Source organism: Agromyces albus, from assembly GCF_030815405.1.
Lineage (GTDB): Bacteria > Actinomycetota > Actinomycetes > Actinomycetales > Microbacteriaceae > Agromyces > Agromyces albus_A.
Genome location: NZ_JAUSWX010000001.1, coordinates 2914366 through 2931052, shown reverse-complemented (window position 1 = coordinate 2931052; position 16687 = coordinate 2914366). Strand labels below are relative to the sequence as shown.

Below are 16687 nucleotides of genomic sequence, written 5' to 3'. Positions count from 1 at the left end.
CCGCCCAGACGAGTGGATGGGCGATTTCGTTGGGTCGTGCATTCCCCACGGCCTTCATACCCTTGTGCCATGAGGACTTGCAGAACGGAGTCACCTCGCAATGCCGGGGGCACTCGCCCCGATCCTGTGCGCCTCGCCGTGATCGCGGTGGCAACGCTGTTCGCGCTCAGCGCCTGCGCGGCACCTGATCGCCCGGCCGCCGCCCCCGCACCGGCCACCGCCCATGCACCGGCCGACCACCCCGACGTGCTGCTCTGCCAGGGGAACGAGGTGCCGATCGAGGCGCTCGAGAATCCGAGACCGGCGAGCGAGCTCGCACCCGCTGTCGCGCCGGCCCTCGACGGCCGCGACGTCTCCGATTTCCAGCCGCTCGGTCCGCTCGAATGGCTGATTGCGCAGGAGAGCGACGACCGCGTGATGCTCATGCACAAACTTGCAGTTCCCGACGACAACGGCGGCGGCGACATCCGCGAGTACAGGTACTTCGTGATCTCCACGGATTCCATGCCGGCGCAACCCGGCGAGTCGGCATGGGCGGTCGTCGAGTCGTCGAGCTGCTCGACCACGCTCGACCTCGGCGAGCTCGGTGACGCCGGCATCACCCTCGACCCCGCGTCGCCGCCCGCTCCCGAATCCGAACGCCTCGCACTCCTCGTGACCGAGCGCGAGTGCAACTCGGGCCTGGATGCCTCCGGACGGGTCGAACTCGTCGAGCTCAGGGAGACCGAGACGACGGTTGAGCTCGTCATCGGAGTGCGGCCGTCGGACGCGCAGCAGGCAACGTGTCAGTCGAACCCGGCGACACCGTTCACGGTCGAACTCGAGCGACCCCTCGGGGACCGAGTCGTGCTGAATGCAGCCGTGGTGCCCGCGCGGCCGGTCACGTGATCCGCTGCAGTCCGGTGGCCGGCTAGCTGAAGCCCACGGCATCCACCACGGCATCGACCGTGGACTCGTCGGTGGGCAGGTTCGCCTCCTCGAGGCGCTGGCGCACCATCGCACGCACGTCATGGACCTCGCCGAGTCCGGCGTCGCCGCGAATCTGCTCGGCGATGCCCTCGAGCTTCTCGACGAGGGTCGCGTCGTCGGCACCGGCTTCAATCGGGGCATCCTGCTCGTTCATCCGCCCATCGTCCCGCTCATTCATCCGCCCAGCGTGGCACGTGAGCCGGTGAGCCCGCCGCCCCTTGACAGGCGGGCCATTGCTGTCGTGATCTTGCGTCTGCACCCGAGCTGACCGTCGAGAGCTCAGCTCATCGGGTTGTCAACCCGATGAGTCCCGGCCACAGGTCGATTACCGTGATCGTGAGGCAAAGGGGATTCATCATGCGACCGCGCATTCTCGCGGCGGCTGTCGCGTTCACCGCGACGCTCAGCTTGACCTCGTGTGCTCCGGCATACGACGAGGCCGCGAAGGACAACCTGAGGGAGCACGTGGTCGCGGTGGCGGAGGCCAGCGAAGCGGGCGACTGGCAGGCAGCGCTGAGCGGTCTCGATGCGATGGCTGCTGAGCTCGCCGACGCGCGTGCAGCGGGCAACGTCAGCGATGAGCGATTCGACACCATCGCGCTCGCGATGGAGCTGGTGCGCAAGGACATCGACGCGGCGATCGCTGCGGCCGCCGATGCCGCGGAGCAGCAACGACTGCTCGAGGAACAGGCGCGCTTGCAGGAGCAGATCGCTCAACTGCAAGAGCAGCAGAACCAGGGAAACGACGACAACAAGGGCGGAGGAGACGAGAAGGGCGAAGGGGACAAGAAGGGCGAGAAGGGCGAGGGGAAGGACGACTGAACTATCGCTCCACGCCGGAGTGGACCCCCTCCCGGAAGGACGGATAGCGAGGCGCCCAGGCGAGTTCCCGCTTGGCCTTCGCGTTGGAGACCCGCATCGACACGCCGGCGAGGACCATGCCGCCGTAGGGGGCCACGAGCTTCAGCAGCGATCCCGGGAGGACCAAGGGCTTCGGTGCATGCCGCGCCTCGGCGATGCCCGTGACGAGTTCGCGGAAGGTCGCGGGCGTGTCGTCCACGATGTTGTAGGCCTGCCCGGCCACGCGCGCGCTCGAGCGCGGCGACGGTGGCGGATGCGGCATCCAGGTGATGGACGAAGGGGATTCGCCCGCCATGGCGGGCGACCGGGAGGGCCCGCTTTCGAAGCATCCGTACGACCGTGTCGGCATCCTCCCCGTAGAGGATGCCGTATCGCAGCGAGACGCCCTCGATGCCCTCGGCATGGAAGGCCTGCTGTTCGGTCGAGACCATCGCGTCGACATGGGCGTCGAACCGGCTCCCGTCGGTCCGGCCGAATGGTGAGTCCTCGGTCAGCACGTGCTCGCCGTGATCGCGATAGCCGTAGCCGAACACGATCGACTGGGTCAGGAATCGTCGGGCGCCCACGTGAAGAGCCACCTCGAGGAGGTTCTTCGTGCCCTGCACGCGGAGGGAATCGGTCTCAGCCATCCCGCTGTGGCCGAGGGGCGGTTTCTTCAACGCGGTGAGCTCATGAAGGATCGCATCCGCCTGCTCGCCGGCGACGGCTCGGAGCAGGCCGGTGCGATCCATCGCGTCGGCCAGGATCGGGGTCGCGCCGAGCTGCCTGAGGCGTTCTGCGCCGCTCGCCGACCTGGCGATTCCCGCGACCGTGTGCCCGGCCGTGATGAGCTGCCGCACGATCGGCACGCCGAGCGTGCCGGTCGCGCCGGCCACGATGACCTTCATTGCGCGGTCCCTTCGTCAGGTGACGTGACGGCGGAGGGGCGAACCCGTCACGATCAGACTCGTCCCGGCCGGCTTCGCCGTCAACTGCGATGCCGGGAGCGATCGCCCGCTCCGTCGTCGTGACCCGGCACGCCTAGGCTGAGCGCATGGCGGGTGGCGCGCGGGATGACCGGAGCGTGGCGGACAAGCTGTTCGCCATCGCCGACGCGTTCCAGGGCGGTGACGAGCTGACGCTCAGCGAGGTGGCGGCCCGAGCCGGGCTCCCACTGTCGACGGCGCACCGACTGCTGGCCGAGTGGGTCGAGTGGGGCGGGCTCGCACGTGGTGACGACGGACGCTATCGGGTCGGCCTGAAGCTCTGGCGTCTCGGCGTGCGCCAACCGACGGCGCGGCGGTTGCGCAACCTCGCTCGTCCCTACCTCGAGGACCTGCTCGACGCGACGCGCGAGCATGTGCACCTCGCGGTGCGCGACGGGCTCGGAGCGATCTACCTCGAGCGCCTCTCGGGCGCCGACGCGGTTCCGGTGATCTCGGATGTCGGTTCGCGGCTGCCGTTGCACGCCACCGGTGTGGGGCTCGTGCTGCTCGCCTACTCCACGCCCGACGTCTTCGACGAGGTGCTTGCGGCCGGACCGCGCAAGTACCTGCCGAACACGCTCACGACGGAGTCGGAGCTGCGCGCGCGGCTCGCGGGCATCCGGGCGACGGGCCTCTCGACCTCGGTCGAGGCGCTGACCCGCGGCGCGTTCTCGGTGGCGGCTCCAGTGCGGGACGCGACCGGGGCGGTCGTCGCCGCGGTGTCGATCATCGCGCACGTCGAACGTCTCGCCGAGCCGCAGTTCGCGCTCGGCGTGCGCATGGCTGCACGCGGCATCTCGGCCGCGCTCGGCTGGCGACCCTGACTCGAGCCTGCCCCGCGCCTGACCCGACCCCTCGCCAATCCTTCCACTGGGTGGAAGCAGCCATGCGCCCCCTCCGCCGCGGCGTGACGATGGGATCACCATCCCATCCACGTGTGAGAGGCGGCGAGCGTGCAGACGAGCGTGGCGATCATCGGAGCCGGACCCGCCGGGCTCCTCCTCGGGCACATCCTGCACCAGGCCGGCGTCCCGTTCGTCATCCTCGAGCGCCAGTCCCGCGAGTACGTGCTCGGCCGCATCCGCGCCGGCGTGCTCGAACAGGGCAGCGTCGACATCGTCACCGAACTCGGCCTCGACACGAACCTCCGCGCTCGCGGCCTCGAGCACGGCGGCATCTACCTGCAGTACGAGGGAGAGCGGCGCCACATCGACTTCCGCGAGCTCGTCGGGCGCACGGTGACGGTCTACGGCCAGCAGGCGCTCGTCACCGACATGCTCGCCGAGCACGAGCGTCTCGGCTCGACGATCGTCTTCGAGGCCGAGGAGGTCGCTCCCCATGGATTCGAGGGCGACGACCCGGTCGTCGTCTACCGCCACGACGGTGCCATGCACGAGCTGCACTGCGAGTTCATCGTCGGCGCCGACGGCTACCACGGTGTGTGCCGGCCGAGCATTCCGGCCGCCCAGCTGCACGTGCTCGAGCGCGGCTACCCGTTCGGCTGGCTCGGCATCCTCGCCGACGTGCCGCCGTCGACCGACGACCTCATCTACGCGCTGCACCCCGACGGGTTCGCGATGCACTCGATGCGTTCGCTGCAGGTGTCGCGCCTGTACCTGCAGGTCGACCCCGACGAGTCGATCGACGACTGGAGCGACGCCCGCATCTGGGAGGCCCTGCAGACCCGGCTCGGCGTGACCGGCTGGACGCTGACCGAGGGCGCGATCACCGAGAAGTCGATCACGCCGATGCGCTCGTTCGTCACCTCGACCCTCGCGAGCGGTCGCCTCTTCCTCGTCGGCGACGCAGGCCACATCGTGCCGCCCACGGGAGCGAAGGGGCTGAACTCCGCGATTGCCGACGTCGCCCTGCTCGGTCGTGCCATCCTCGAGCACCGCGCGGGCGACGACGCCCCGCTCGCGGGGTACAGCGACCAGGCGCTGGCGCGGCAATGGAAGGTGCAGCACTTCTCGCAGTGGATGACCGAGATGCTGCACGTGCACCGCGAGGTTCCCGATGCCTCGGCCCGCGCGTTCCGCTATCGCAGCCAGATCGGTCAGCTCGAGTACGTCACCGAGTCCGTCGCCGCCCGCCAGAGCCTCGCCGAGCAATACGCCGGCCTTCCCTTCTGAGGAGCCAGATGAGCGCCAACCAGCCTCCAGTCCTGACGCAGGAGACGATCTCCGCCGAGATCTCGGCGATCCACGAGGCGTACCGTGAGCGAGCGGATGCCACGGGCCGCCCGCTCCCAGTGCATCCGCCCGCGCGACTTCCTGCCGTACCGCAGCTCGGCGCTGCGGCATCCGACCCATGAGCTCGTCCGGGCCGACCCCGAGGAGATCGAGCTCGCCTCGCCGGCGTTCGGCAACACCGATGTCGCGGCCGAGGAGAGCGACCTGACGATCCAGCACTCGGGGGAGCCGCTCGGCGAGCGGATCATCGTGACCGGCCGCATCCTCGACGGCGAGGGTCGCCCGGTGCGCAACCAGCTCGTCGAGATCTGGCAGGCGAACGCCTCGGGGCGGTACGTGCACAAGCGCGACCAGCATCCCGCTCCGCTCGACCCCAACTTCACGGGCGTCGGCCGCCTCATCACGGGAGACGACGGCAGCTATCGGCTGACGACGATCAAGCCCGGCGCGTATCCGTGGAAGAACCACCGCAACGCCTGGCGGCCCGCGCACATCCACTTCTCGTTCTTCGGCTCGGCGTTCACGCAGCGGCTCGTCACGCAGATGTACTTCCCGGGCGACCCGCTGTTCGGGCTCGATCCGGTCTACCAGTCCATCGTCGACCCGGCCGCCCGAGCGCGGCTCGTCGCAGCCTACGACCACGACGTGAGTGAGCCGGAGTGGGCGATCGGCTATCGCTGGGATGTCGTGCTCACCGGACCCCGATCGACCTGGATGGAACCGGAGGACGCCGATCATGCCTGAGACCCCGTTCCTGCAGACCCCGTCGCAGACGGTCGGGCCGTTCTTCGGCTACGCGCTGCCCTACGAGGACGGCCCAGCGGTGGCGCCGCCGTGGCATCCGTCGGCCGTCCGGTTCCACGGCTCGGTGCTCGACGGAGCGGGCCAGAGCGTGCCCGACGCCGTGATCGAGATCTGGGGGGCGGATGCCGCGGGCGGCATCATCGCCGAACGAGGCAGCTTCGCGCGCGACGGCCACGCCGTCACGGGCTTCGGCCGCGCGGCGGTCGATCGCGACGGGCACTACTCCTTCACGACGATCAAGCCCGGAGCGACGCGCACGGATGCCGCGCCCTACCTGCTCGTCACGGTATTCGCCCGGGGGCTCATGCACCACCTCTTCACGCGGGCCTACTTCGATGACGAGCCCGATCGCAACGATCGAGACCGCCTGCTCGGCGACCTGGATCCGGCGCGGCGTTCGACCCTCATCGCGCAGGCCGACGGCGAGGCGAGCTACCGTTTCGACATCAGGCTGCAGGGCGACGGCGAGACCGTCTTCCTCGATTTCGATGCGGAGACCGATGGCTGACGATTGGGGACTGCTCGAACCGCTCGGCGCCGAGGCATCGGCGACCTCCGACGACGCGGTGCTCGCGGCGCTCGTCGAGGTCGAACGCGGGCTGGTTCGCGCGTGGGGTGACGTGCTCGACGAGGATCTCTCGGCCGTCGAGGCTGCGCTCGACGCCCGCGCGCTGGATCGCGAGGCGTTGCTCGCCGGCGCGAGGTCGGGTGGAGTACCGGTCATCGCGCTCGTCGAACAGTTGCGCGCGCAAGCCGAGCCGATCGGTGAGGGCGCGGGCGATCGCGTGCACGCCGGCGCGACGAGCCAGGACATCCTCGATTCGGCCCTCGTGCTCGTCGCCCGTGCGGCGCTCACCGAAGTCCGTGAGCACCTCGCGACGGCGGGTGCTGCATTCGTCGCGCTCGCCGCGCAGGAGCGCGACACCGGATCGATCGCCCGCACGCTCGGGCAGCACGCGGAGCCGAGCACGATCGGCGTCAGCGTCGCCGGCTGGCTCGACGGCGTGAGCTCGGCCATCGAGGCCGTCGACGGCACGGTCTTCCCCGTGCAGCTCGGCGGAGCGGTGGGCACGGGCGAGGCGTTCGATCGCATCGCGCGGCGGACCGATGCCGCCACCGCGCTGCGCGCCGCGCTCGCCGCGGAGCTCGGCCTCGCCGACCCCGGTCGCGCGTGGCACACCGAACGCTCGCCGATCCTGCGCATCGCGGGCACGGCCGCGCTCGTCGCCACGGCACTCGGCCGGATCGGCCGCGAGATCGCCTTCCTCGCGCGCACCGAGATCGGCGAGGTCGCGCTCGCCTCCACGGGCGGCTCCTCGGCGATGCCGCACAAGCGAAATCCCGTCGAAGCGGTGCTCCTCACGGCGAACGGGCTGCGCGCGCCCGGTCTCATCGCGACCGTGCACGTGGCATCCGTCTCGCAGGATGCCCGCCCGGCCGGCGAGTGGCACGCCGAGTGGCAGGCCCTGCGCGGGCTCGTGCGGCTCGCCCTCGAGAGTGCCTCTGCTGCGGCCGGCCTCGCCGAGGGCCTCACGATCGACCGTGACGCCGTCGCCCGGAACGTTGCGCTCAGCGCGCACCTCGAGAAAGACCCCGCGGCGACGCTCGCGGCATCGGCCCGCATCGTCGGCGCTGCCGCGGAGCGCTTCCGATCGCTGACCCCGAAGGACGCGTCATGACGATCCCACGCCTGATCGGCTCGGTCACGCGCGCGTCTCCCGACGCCACCACGAGCGGACTGCTCGTGCTGCTGCCCTCGCTCGGCACGACGACGGCGGTGTGGGGCGGTGTCGTCGCCCACGTCTCGACGGCGCTGCCCGAACTGCGCATTCTGCGCGTCGATCTCCCCGGCCACGGCGCCAGCCCCGCCACGCGCGAACCGTTCACGATCGCCGAGCTCGCCGAGGCGACGCTCCGGCTCGTCGACGAGACCGGCGGCGGACGCTTCCACGTCGCCGGGCTCTCCCTCGGCGGCACGATCGCCCTCGAACTGGCCGCAGGGCATCCCGATCGGGTGCTCGGCCTCGCCGCCTTCTGCAGCGGATCCCGCATCGGCGATGCGGTGGCGTGGGGCGAGCGCGCCGCGCAGGTGCGCGCTTCGGGAACCGCCTCACTCGTGACCGGCAGTGCCGCTCGCTGGTACGCGCCCGGCCATCTCGAGGCGTTCCCCGACGGGCCGGGTGCCCGCGGACTCGCGGCACTCGTCGACGTCGACGACGAGTCGTACGCGCTCTGCGCCGAGGCGCTCGGCGGGTTCGACCGCACGGCGTCGCTCAGCGGCATCCGCCTGCCCGCCCTGATCGCGGCAGGCGAGCACGACCTCGTCACGACGTCCGCATCGATGCGCGCCTTCGCCGAGGCGCTGCCCGACGCCCGGTTCGCCGAGATCGCCGGTGCAGCCCACCTCGCCCCGCTCGAGCAGCCGGTCGAGTCGGCTGCGGCGCTCGTCGACCTCATCCGCGGCGGCGGTGGAGCCGGCCTCCGGGTCGCCGACACAGGCGGAGCCGGGCGGGCTGAGGCCCGCGCCACCGGCATGGCCGTGCGCCGCGCCGTGCTCGGCGACGCGCACGTCGATGCCGCAAACGCCGCCATCACCCCCGAGACGGCCGCCTTCCAGGACTTCATCACCCGCTACGCGTGGGGCGAGATCTGGTCACGCGAGCAGCTCAGCCGCCGGGAGCGGTCGATCGCCACGCTCGCGTCGCTCGTCACCGGCGGTCACGAGGCCGAGATCCGGATGCACGTGCGTGCGGCGCTGCGCAACGGGCTCACGTCGGTCGAGATCACAGAAGTGATGCTGCACACCGCGCTCTACGCGGGCCTGCCGGCCGCCAACGCGGCCCTCGGCATTGCACGCGAGGTGTTCGCCGGACTCGACGCGAACGGCAGCGACACCGATCACGACCAGGAGGAGCACGGTGGATAAGACCTTCGCGAGCGCGGCCGAGGCGGTCGCCGACATCCCCGACGGCGCCTCGCTCGCGGTCGGCGGCTTCGGCCTGTCGGGCGTGCCGATCGTGCTGATCCGGGCGCTGCTCGCGCGCGGCACGAGCGGCCTCGAGGTCGTGTCGAACAACTGCGGCGTCGACGGATGGGGGCTCGGCGAGTTGCTCGCGGCCGGTCGCATCCGCCGGGTGATCGCGAGCTACATCGGCGAGAACAAGGAGTTCGCGCGGCAGTACCTGAGCGGCGAGGTCGAGGTCGAGCTCACGCCGCAGGGCACGCTCGCCGAGCGGCTGCGCGCGGGTGGCGTCGGCATCCCCGCGTTCTATACGGCGACCGGCGCCGGCACCGCGGTCTCCGACGGCGGCATGCCGATCCAGTATGCGCCCGACGGCACGGTGGCCGAGGCATCCGTGCCAAAGGAGCTCCGCCCGTTCGCCGCGTTCGGCCGCACGCGCGAGTACGTGCTCGAGCAGGCGATCCACACCGACTACGGCCTCGTGCGCGCCGCCGTCGGCGACCGGCACGGCAACCTCCGCTTCGAGAAGTCGGCCCGCAACTTCAACCCGCTCGCCGGCATGGCCGGCCGTCTGACGATCGCCGAGGTCGACGAGCTCGTCGAGCCCGGCGTGCTCGATCCCGACGACATCCACCTGCCCGGCATCTACGTCGACCGCGTGATCGAGCTCACCCCGGAGCAGGCGACCGAGCTGCCGATCGAGAAGGTCACCGTGCGGCCCCGGCCCGCGGCATCCGGAGAGGACGACTGATGCCCCGCACGCGCGACGAGATGGCCGCCCGGGCTGCGGCCGAGCTCGAGGACGGCACGTACGTGAACCTCGGCATCGGCCTGCCCACGCTCATCCCGAATCACCTGCCCGACGGCGTGCACGTGGTGCTGCACTCCGAGAACGGCATCCTCGGCGTCGGACCCTACCCATGGGAGGGCGAGGAGGATCCGAAGCTCATCAACGCCGGCAAGGAGACCGTCACCGTGCTGCCCGGGGCGAGCTATTTCGACTCGGCCGCGAGCTTCGGCATGATCCGCGGCGGTCGCGTCGCCACGGCCGTGCTGGGGGCCATGCAGGTCTCCGCCGGCGGCGACATCGCCAACTGGGCCGTGCCCGGCAAGATGGTGAAGGGCATGGGCGGCGCCATGGATCTCGTGAACGGCGCCGCACGGGTGATCGTGGTCATGGAGCACGTCGCGAAAGACGGCTCGGCCAAGCTCGTCGAGCAGTGCACCCTGCCGCTCACGGGTCGCGCGTGCATCGACCGGATCATCACCGACCTCGCGGTCATCGACGTGACCGGTGCAGGGCTGGTGCTGCGGGAACTCGCCCCCGGGGTCACGGTCGCCGAGGTGACGGATGCCACGGGCGCCCCGCTCGCGGTCGACCCCGCGCTCGAGGCGGCCGGCGCATGACCGAGCTTCGCGAGGTCGTGATCTGCTTCCCGCTGCGCACCCCGGTGGGGCGGATGGGCGGCGTACTCGCCCCGCTGTCGGCGCTGGAACTCGCGACGACGGTGCTGCGCGCGCTCGTCGAACGGAGCGGCGTCGACCCTGCGCGCGTCGACGGGGTCATCGGCGCACAGGGCTATCCGACCATGGAGGCGCCTGCGATCGGACGGGTCGCCGCGCTCGATGCCGGGTTCCCGGTGACGACGACCGGTTACCAGTTGGATCGACGCTGCGGCTCGGGACTCCAGGCCGTGCTGAACGCAGCGATGGAGGTGCAGACCGGGGTGAGCGACGTCGTCGTCGCGCTGGGCGTCGAGTCGATGTCGAACGCCCCGCTCTACACCGAGCAGGGGCGTCGAGGGGGTGCCGTCGGGCGGCCTGCTCCTGCGCGATGCCCTCGCCCGCGGCCGCGAAACGGTCGGCGGCCGCGACCACCCGACTCCCGAGGGCAACGTCGGAACCGCTGAGACGCTGCGTGCCGAGTACCGCATCACCCGTGAGGCGCAGGACGAGCTTGCACTTCGTTCCCACCAGCGCGCGGTCGCGGCGCAGGAGTCGGCGGCATTCGACGCCGAGCTCGTGCCGGTCGAGGTTCCCGGCCGCCGCGGCAGCACCGTCGTCGACCGCGACGAGCACCCGCGCGCCGACACCTCGATCGAAGCGCTCGCCGGGCTCCGTCCGGTGCTCCGGCGATCGGATGCCGCGGCCACCGTCACCGCCGGCAACTCGAGCGGGCAGAACGACGCGGCCGCGGCGTGCATCGTCACCACGCCCGCTTCGGCGGCGGCACTCGGACTCGCGCCGATGCTCCGGCTGCGTTCATGGGCGGTCGCCGGCGTCGACCCCACACGCTTCGGCATCGCGCCGGTTCCCGCGGCGAACCTCGCGCTCGAGCGCGCCGGCATCCGCTTCGCCGACCTCGACGTGGTCGAGTTCAACGAGGCCTTCGCCGTGCAGGTGCTCGCGTGCCTCGCCGACTGGGGCGTCGACGCCGAGGACCCGCGGCTCAACCCGCGTGGCAGCGGCATCTCGATTGGCCATCCGATCGGGGCCACCGGGATCCGGATGCTTGCGACGCTCGCGCACGAGCTGCCGGCGCTCGACGGCTCGCTCGCGCTCGAGACGATGTGCATCGGCGGCGGGCAGGCCCTCGCGGCGGTGTTCGAGCGCGCCTGAGCCCGCACTTCACTCGGGAAAGGCCAGCGCCCGCAGCAGCTCCATGACGCGTTCCCGGCTCTCGTCGCCGAGCGCACTGTGGAGCTGCTGCTCGACCGCATACGCGGAGATCCGCGCCCGGGCGAACAGGTCGCGTCCGTCGTCGGTGATGACGACGACGTTGGCGCGCCGATCGGAAGGATCGGGCTCGCGCCGCACCAGGCCGCGCGCCTGGAGGCCGTCGACCAGGGCGACGACCTGGCTCGGGTCGAGCCGGAGGAACTCGGCCAGTTCGCGCTGCGTGGGGCCGGCGTCGCTCGCGGCGAGCGCCAGCACCGCATACGACCGCGCCTTCAGGCCGTGCTCGGCGAGGCTCGCGTTTCCGGCCGCGATCGCCAGTGCGCTCGCACGGGCCAGCAGGAAGATGGGATCGTCGGCGAGCGCCGAGTCCGCCAAGCGCGGATCAGGAACTGCGGAGTCGGACGCCGAGGGTGGCATGAGGATGATGCTATCAGAGCGTGATGATCACAATCATTGACATTTTCAATGATCTTGGCTGTAATGGAGAGCGACACGAAGGAGTTCCCGTATGTCGCTGAACGGCAAAGTCGCCATCGTCACCGGGTCGGGTCGCGGGCTCGGCCTCGCGTACGCCGCCGAGCTCGCCCGTCAGGGCGCATCCGTCGTCGTGAACGACGTCGATGAGCAGACGGCGGCCTCGGCCGTCGCATCGATCGAGGCCGAAGGGGGCAAAGCGGTCGCCGTCGTCGCCGCGGTCGGATCCTCCGAGACCGCCAAGGCCCTCGTCGACGCCGCCGTCGAGCACTTCGGGCGCCTCGACATCCTCGTCACGAACGCCGGCGTGCTTCGCGACACCGTGCTGTGGAAGATGAGCGACGACGACTTCGACACCGTGATCGGCGTGCACCTGCGCGGCACGTTCACGTGCGTACGCGAGGCGGCGGTCCGCCTCCGCGAACAGGGCGAGGGCGGCCGCATCATCTGCATCGGGTCGCCCACCGGCCAGCGCGGCAACTTCGGCCAGACGAACTACGCCGCCGCCAAGGCGGGGATCGTCGGCATGGTGCGCACGTGGGCGCTCGAACTGAAGCGCGCGGGCATCACGGCGAACGCGGTGATCCCCGTCGCGGCCACGGCGATGACGGCCACCGTCCCGTACTTCGCCGCGGCGGTCGAGGCCGACGCGAAGGGCGAGCCGATGCCGGCCTTCTTCCGGCACGACCTCGGGTTCGGCACGTCCGACGACGTCGCGGGGCTCATCGCCTACCTGGCGTCGGATGCCGCGGCCGGCGTCACCGGGCAGGCGCTCGGCGTCGGCGGCGACCGCCTGCAGCTCTGGTCGCACCCCGAGCCCGTCGTCACGGCGTACCGCGAGGGCGGCTGGACCTACGACGCACTCGCAGCCGACTTCGACACGGAGTTCGGCGCAGACCTCCAGTCGGTGGGCGAGACCTTCCCGGCGCTCCCCGACGAGCTGCAGCGACCCGCCGCGAGCGCCTGAGCCGAGGCATCCGCCCCATGACCCGCTACGAGCCCGCCATCGACGTCGATTCGCTCCACGCCATCGATCTGCACGTGCACATCGAGGTCGACGATCACGGGCACTCGTCGCTGCCGCCCGAACTCGTCGAGGCGGCGAGCGGGTACTTCAGCACCGACGGTCCCCGGCCCGACCTCGACGGCGTCGCCGCGTACTATCGCGAGCGCCGCATGGCTGCCGTGGTCTTCACCGTCGACGCCGGCACGCGCCTGGGGCATCCGCCGATCTCCTCCGTGGAGATCGCCGAGGGCGCCGCGCGCAACAACGACGTGCTGATCCCATTCGGGTCGGTCGATCCGCTCCGGGGAGCCGCGGCGGTCGATGATGCCCGGCGTCTCGTCGAAGACAGCGGGGTTCGCGGCTTCAAGTTCCACCCCACCGTGCAGGGCTTCGACCCGAGCGACGAGACTCACTACCCGCTCTACGCCGCGATCGAGCGGCTCGGCGTGCCGGCGCTCTTCCACACGGGCCAGACCGGCATCGGCGCCGGCATGCCAGGGGGATACGGCTTCCGGCTCGGCCTCTCGAATCCGATCCTCCTCGACCCGGTCGCCGCCGACTTCCCCGAGCTGCAGATCATCATGGCCCACCCCTCCGTCCCCTGGCAGGACGAGGCGCTGGCGGTCGCGACGCACAAGCACAACACGTGGATCGACCTGTCGGGCTGGAGCCCGAAGTACTTCCCCGCCGAGCTCGTGCGCTACGCCAATTCGGTCCTCAAGAGCCGCGTGCTCTTCGGATCGGACTTTCCGCTCCTGCTGCCCGACCGCTGGATCCGGGATGCCGAGCAGACGGCTCTCAAGCCCGAGGTCATGCCCGGCATCATGAAGCACAATGCCGCGGGCCTACTGCGGCTCGCGAGCTAGGACCATCGTGATTCCCCTGTATCGTCCATCCACACGAGGAGCAACATGACCACCACCACCGCCGCCTACGCCGACATCCCGGGTCTTGCGGGCACCGACCTCGGCTTCACCGACTGGCTCGAGATCACGCAGGAGAGCGTCAACACGTTCGCCGACGCGACCGGTGATCACCAGTGGATCCACGTCGACCCCGAGCGCGCGAAGGACGGCCCGTTCGGCGCGCCGATCGCGCACGGGTTCCTCACCCTGTCGCTCGCCGTGAAGTTCTGGACCGACCTGCTCGACGTCGACGGCGTCGGCACGAAGGTCAACTACGGCCTCGACAAGGTTCGCTTCATCTCGCCGGTCAAGGTCGGCTCGCGCGTGCGCATGACCGCCGTCATCGCCGAGGTGACCGAGGTCGCGGGCGGCTTCCAGCTCGCGGTCGACCAGACGATCGAGATCGAGGGCGGCACGAAGCCCGCCGTCGTCGCGCGCGGGCTGTACCGCTTCTACGCCTGAGCCGCGCCGGCACGCACGACCCCGCACGACCCCGCACGACCCCGCAACCCGAACGCTCAACGAAGAGACGACGATGCACAATCACGGACTCGGCGCCTGGATGGCCAAGCGGCGCCTCAAATCGCCCGACAAGACCGCCCTCGTCTTCGACGGCTCCGACGTGACCTATCGCCAGCTGGCGGATGGCGTCGACGGGGTGTCGGCGCTCCTGTGGCAGCGAGGCATCCGTAAAGGCGACCGTGTCGCGTACCTGGGCGAGAACAGCCCGGAGTTCCTCGAGGTGCTCTTCGGAGCGGCGCAACTCGGCGCCGTCTTCGTGCCGATCAACACGCGCCTGGCGGCGCCCGAGATCCTCCATGTGCTGACCGACTCCGGCGCTCGCGTGCTCATCCACGATCCGGAGTTCTCGGGGCGCGTCGCATCCGCCGTTGCCGGCGCGAAGGTCTCGCACGTGATCGCGACCGGCGAAGGCGACGCCGACGAGCCCGGGCTCTCCCAGCTGCTCCGGCTTACCCGAGCAGGGCACACCGACGCCGAGGTCTTCCTCGACGACCCCGCCGCGATCCTCTACACGTCGGGCACCACCGGCAAGGCGAAGGGCGCCGTGCTGACGCACGAGAACCTCACGTGGGTGGCGATCAACAGCCTCGTCGACTACGACATCGTCTCGACCGACGTCGCCCTCATGATCTCACCGCTCTTCCATGCCGCGTCGCTCGGCATGGGCGCCCTGCCCATCATCCTCAAGGGCGCCACGATCGTGCTCGAGAAGGGCTTCGAGCCCGGACGCGCCCTCGAGCTCATCGAGCGGCACGGCGTGACCATGCTGAGCGGAGTTCCGACCACGTACCAGTTGCTCGCCGACCACCCGAACTGGAAGAGCACCGACCTGAGCACGCTGGGGAAGCTCACGTGCGGCGGGTCCCCGGTGCCTACGCGCATCCTCAACGCCTACGAAGAGCGCGGGCTGTCGTTCTCGCAGGGCTACGGCATGACCGAGACCTCCCCGGGTGCGACGTCGCTGCCCCCGTCGATGACGCGCACCAAGCAGGGAAGTGTGGGCCTGCCGCACTTCTTCACCGACATCCGCATCGCCGACGAGCACGGAGCGATGGTGCCGCGCGGCACCGTGGGTGAGATCGAGATCGCCGGCCCGAACGCCTTCCCGGGCTACCTGAACCTCCCCGAGGCGAACGCAGCCGCGTTCTCACCCGACGGCTGGTTCCGCTCGGGCGATATGGGCTACCTCGATGCCGACGGCTACCTGTACATCTCCGACCGCCTGAAGGACATGATCATCTCGGGCGGCGAGAACATCTACCCCGCCGAGATCGAGAACCTCATCAACGACATCGACGGCGTCACGGGGGTGGCCGTCATCGGTGTTCCCGACGAGCAGTGGGGGGAGTGCCCTTGGGCTGTGCTCACTGTGCGGCCCGGGGCATCTGTGACCACCGAAACCATTCAGGCGTACCTCGACGGGAAGATCGCCCGCTACAAGCTGCCCAAGAACGTCGTCATCGTCGACGAGCTGCCGCGGACGGCATCGGGGAAGGTGCGGAAGGCCGATCTGCGGTCGCGCTTCGGGGGCTGACGCCCGCGAGCTCCGCGAACTGTGCGGCGGCGGGCTCCTCGAGGGCGTGCCGACCGGCCCAGTAGACCTCGAACGACTGGTCGGCCGGCCAGTCGTCGTTCATGAAGGCGCGTGGAAGGCGCGGGTCGGCCCGCAGGAGCTCCAGCCAATCGGCGACGAGCATCGTCTGCGCCGAAAGTGCGGTGCCGGCCTCCGCCGAGGTGGCAGGATCGCTCCACGTCTCGATGAACGAGAGGTGCTCGTCGCGGATCCGGTCGATGTCCCACGCCGCGCGGACGTTGTCGGCCATCGCGTACCCCGGCAGCTCTTGAGCGTGGAACGCGGTGATGGCGGCCGGCGGGAGATCGGCTTGGAGTGGCTCGAGCGCTGACTTCAGGTCCACCTCGCCGGGTGCGAGCCAGAGTCCGTCACGGAGCGGCGCGAACCCCTCCCAGGTGAGTGCGGACCGCAGCCGGTGGCGCAGGGTTCGCTGGTTCTCCGGCACGGTGAATGTCACGAGGGTCCACCCGCTGCCGTGCGGCTCGAACGGATGCGGGCCGCGAACGCGCTCCGTGGCTTCGCGCAGCACCGCGCTGCCCTCGCTGGTGAGGGTGAAGAGGATCTCGCGGCCGCGGCGCTCGCGGGAGATGAGTCCGCGCCGCACCATCCGGTCGAGTGTCGCCCTCGTCGCCGGTGCCGCCACCCCCGCGCCCTCGAGCACCTCGATCAGCACGCTCGCGCGGAGAGGCAGTTCACCCTGGTCCAGGACGTGCTCGCCGAAGAAGGCGAGGAGCAACTGCTTCGGCTGGCGGCTTCGCATGCTCCTCCTCCCGGC

General features: G+C 70.6%; 19 protein-coding genes and 2 pseudogenes. 16 read left to right on the top strand and 5 right to left on the bottom strand.

Going from position 1 to position 16687, the window contains the following annotated elements:
- Window positions 1-69: 69 nt before the first annotated feature.
- Window positions 70-888, top strand: coding sequence for a hypothetical protein (locus QFZ29_RS13890; protein ID WP_306894638.1), 819 nt, complete (start codon window positions 70-72; stop codon window positions 886-888).
- A 22-nt stretch (window positions 889-910) separates the two neighbouring features.
- Here the strand turns inward: QFZ29_RS13890 and QFZ29_RS13885 are convergent, their stop codons facing one another.
- Window positions 911-1147 carry a hypothetical protein gene (locus QFZ29_RS13885; protein ID WP_306894637.1) on the bottom strand — a complete coding sequence of 79 codons (237 nt, stop codon included), beginning with the start codon at window positions 1145-1147 and terminating at the stop codon, window positions 911-913.
- 125 nt (window positions 1148-1272) lie between these two features.
- On the opposite strand from QFZ29_RS13885, the gene QFZ29_RS13880 reads away from it, so the two are divergent.
- Window positions 1273-1791 carry a hypothetical protein gene (locus QFZ29_RS13880; RefSeq protein WP_306894636.1) on the top strand — a complete coding sequence of 173 codons (519 nt, stop codon included), beginning with the start codon at window positions 1273-1275 and terminating at the stop codon, window positions 1789-1791.
- A 1-nt stretch (window position 1792) separates the two neighbouring features.
- Here the strand turns inward: QFZ29_RS13880 and QFZ29_RS13875 are convergent, their stop codons facing one another.
- Both QFZ29_RS13875 and QFZ29_RS20430 read right to left on the bottom strand, forming a co-directional pair.
- Complete coding sequence (locus tag QFZ29_RS13875; RefSeq protein ID WP_306894635.1) at window positions 1793-2092, bottom strand: hypothetical protein; 300 nt, start codon at window positions 2090-2092, stop codon at window positions 1793-1795.
- Between the two features lie 22 nt (window positions 2093-2114).
- Window positions 2115-2717: pseudogene (locus QFZ29_RS20430) on the bottom strand (NAD-dependent epimerase/dehydratase family protein); the annotation flags it as partial.
- 176 nt (window positions 2718-2893) lie between these two features.
- Here QFZ29_RS20430 and QFZ29_RS13865 point away from each other — a divergent pair.
- The 10 genes and pseudogenes from QFZ29_RS13865 (at window position 2894) to QFZ29_RS13815 (ending at window position 11372) form a co-directional block, all read left to right on the top strand.
- Window positions 2894-3619 carry an IclR family transcriptional regulator gene (locus tag QFZ29_RS13865; RefSeq protein ID WP_306894633.1) on the top strand — a complete coding sequence of 242 codons (726 nt, stop codon included), beginning with the start codon at window positions 2894-2896 and terminating at the stop codon, window positions 3617-3619.
- Window positions 3620-3748: 129 nt separating this feature from the next.
- Entirely contained in the window at window positions 3749-4927 is a 1179-nt protein-coding gene (locus QFZ29_RS13860; protein ID WP_306894632.1) for a 4-hydroxybenzoate 3-monooxygenase, read from the top strand.
- 8 nt (window positions 4928-4935) lie between these two features.
- A pseudogene (gene pcaH, locus QFZ29_RS13850) lies at window positions 4936-5731 on the top strand (protocatechuate 3,4-dioxygenase subunit beta).
- Window positions 5724-6299 carry a protocatechuate 3,4-dioxygenase subunit alpha gene (pcaG, locus tag QFZ29_RS13845; RefSeq protein ID WP_306894630.1) on the top strand — a complete coding sequence of 192 codons (576 nt, stop codon included), beginning with the start codon at window positions 5724-5726 and terminating at the stop codon, window positions 6297-6299. The pseudogene pcaH and the gene pcaG overlap by 8 nt, the downstream one beginning before the upstream one ends.
- Window positions 6292-7470, top strand: coding sequence for a lyase family protein (locus tag QFZ29_RS13840; protein ID WP_306894629.1), 1179 nt, complete (start codon window positions 6292-6294; stop codon window positions 7468-7470). Before pcaG ends, QFZ29_RS13840 begins: the two co-directional genes overlap by 8 nt.
- On the top strand, window positions 7467-8717 hold the full coding sequence (pcaDC, locus tag QFZ29_RS13835) for a bifunctional 3-oxoadipate enol-lactonase/4-carboxymuconolactone decarboxylase PcaDC (protein WP_306894628.1): 1251 nt from the start codon (window positions 7467-7469) through the stop codon (window positions 8715-8717). The genes QFZ29_RS13840 and pcaDC overlap by 4 nt, the downstream gene beginning before the upstream one ends.
- On the top strand, window positions 8710-9504 hold the full coding sequence (locus QFZ29_RS13830) for a CoA transferase subunit A (protein ID WP_306894627.1): 795 nt from the start codon (window positions 8710-8712) through the stop codon (window positions 9502-9504). Before pcaDC ends, QFZ29_RS13830 begins: the two co-directional genes overlap by 8 nt.
- Entirely contained in the window at window positions 9504-10160 is a 657-nt protein-coding gene (locus QFZ29_RS13825) for a CoA transferase subunit B (protein WP_306894626.1), read from the top strand. Before QFZ29_RS13830 ends, QFZ29_RS13825 begins: the two co-directional genes overlap by 1 nt.
- Entirely contained in the window at window positions 10157-10663 is a 507-nt protein-coding gene (locus tag QFZ29_RS13820; protein WP_306894625.1) for a thiolase family protein, read from the top strand. The genes QFZ29_RS13825 and QFZ29_RS13820 overlap by 4 nt, the downstream gene beginning before the upstream one ends.
- Window positions 10560-11372, top strand: a complete 813-nt coding sequence (locus QFZ29_RS13815) for an acetyl-CoA C-acyltransferase (RefSeq protein WP_306894624.1) — start codon at window positions 10560-10562, stop codon at window positions 11370-11372. The genes QFZ29_RS13820 and QFZ29_RS13815 overlap by 104 nt, the downstream gene beginning before the upstream one ends.
- A 9-nt stretch (window positions 11373-11381) precedes the next feature.
- On the opposite strand, the gene QFZ29_RS13810 is transcribed toward QFZ29_RS13815, so the two are convergent.
- Window positions 11382-11849 carry a MarR family winged helix-turn-helix transcriptional regulator gene (locus QFZ29_RS13810; RefSeq protein WP_306894623.1) on the bottom strand — a complete coding sequence of 156 codons (468 nt, stop codon included), beginning with the start codon at window positions 11847-11849 and terminating at the stop codon, window positions 11382-11384.
- A 91-nt stretch (window positions 11850-11940) separates the two neighbouring features.
- Here QFZ29_RS13810 and QFZ29_RS13805 point away from each other — a divergent pair, with 91 nt between their 5' ends.
- The 4 genes from QFZ29_RS13805 to QFZ29_RS13790 all read left to right on the top strand — a co-directional run bounded on the left by QFZ29_RS13805 (window position 11941) and on the right by QFZ29_RS13790 (window position 15873).
- On the top strand, window positions 11941-12873 hold the full coding sequence (locus QFZ29_RS13805; protein WP_306894622.1) for an SDR family oxidoreductase: 933 nt from the start codon (window positions 11941-11943) through the stop codon (window positions 12871-12873).
- Between the two features lie 17 nt (window positions 12874-12890).
- Window positions 12891-13778 (top strand): amidohydrolase family protein, encoded by an 888-nt coding sequence (locus QFZ29_RS13800; RefSeq protein WP_306894621.1) that lies wholly within the window; start codon window positions 12891-12893, stop codon window positions 13776-13778.
- A 45-nt stretch (window positions 13779-13823) separates the two neighbouring features.
- Window positions 13824-14279 carry a MaoC family dehydratase gene (locus QFZ29_RS13795; RefSeq protein ID WP_306894620.1) on the top strand — a complete coding sequence of 152 codons (456 nt, stop codon included), beginning with the start codon at window positions 13824-13826 and terminating at the stop codon, window positions 14277-14279.
- Between the two features lie 73 nt (window positions 14280-14352).
- On the top strand, window positions 14353-15873 hold the full coding sequence (locus QFZ29_RS13790) for an acyl-CoA synthetase (RefSeq protein ID WP_306894619.1): 1521 nt from the start codon (window positions 14353-14355) through the stop codon (window positions 15871-15873).
- Here the strand turns inward: QFZ29_RS13790 and QFZ29_RS13785 are convergent.
- The gene (locus QFZ29_RS13785) at window positions 15797-16672 is read right to left on the bottom strand and encodes a PaaX family transcriptional regulator (protein ID WP_306894618.1); all 876 of its coding nucleotides are present in this window, start codon (window positions 16670-16672) and stop codon (window positions 15797-15799) included. The two genes, QFZ29_RS13790 and QFZ29_RS13785, sit on opposite strands and share 77 nt — an antisense overlap.
- Window positions 16673-16687: the final 15 nt, after the last annotated feature.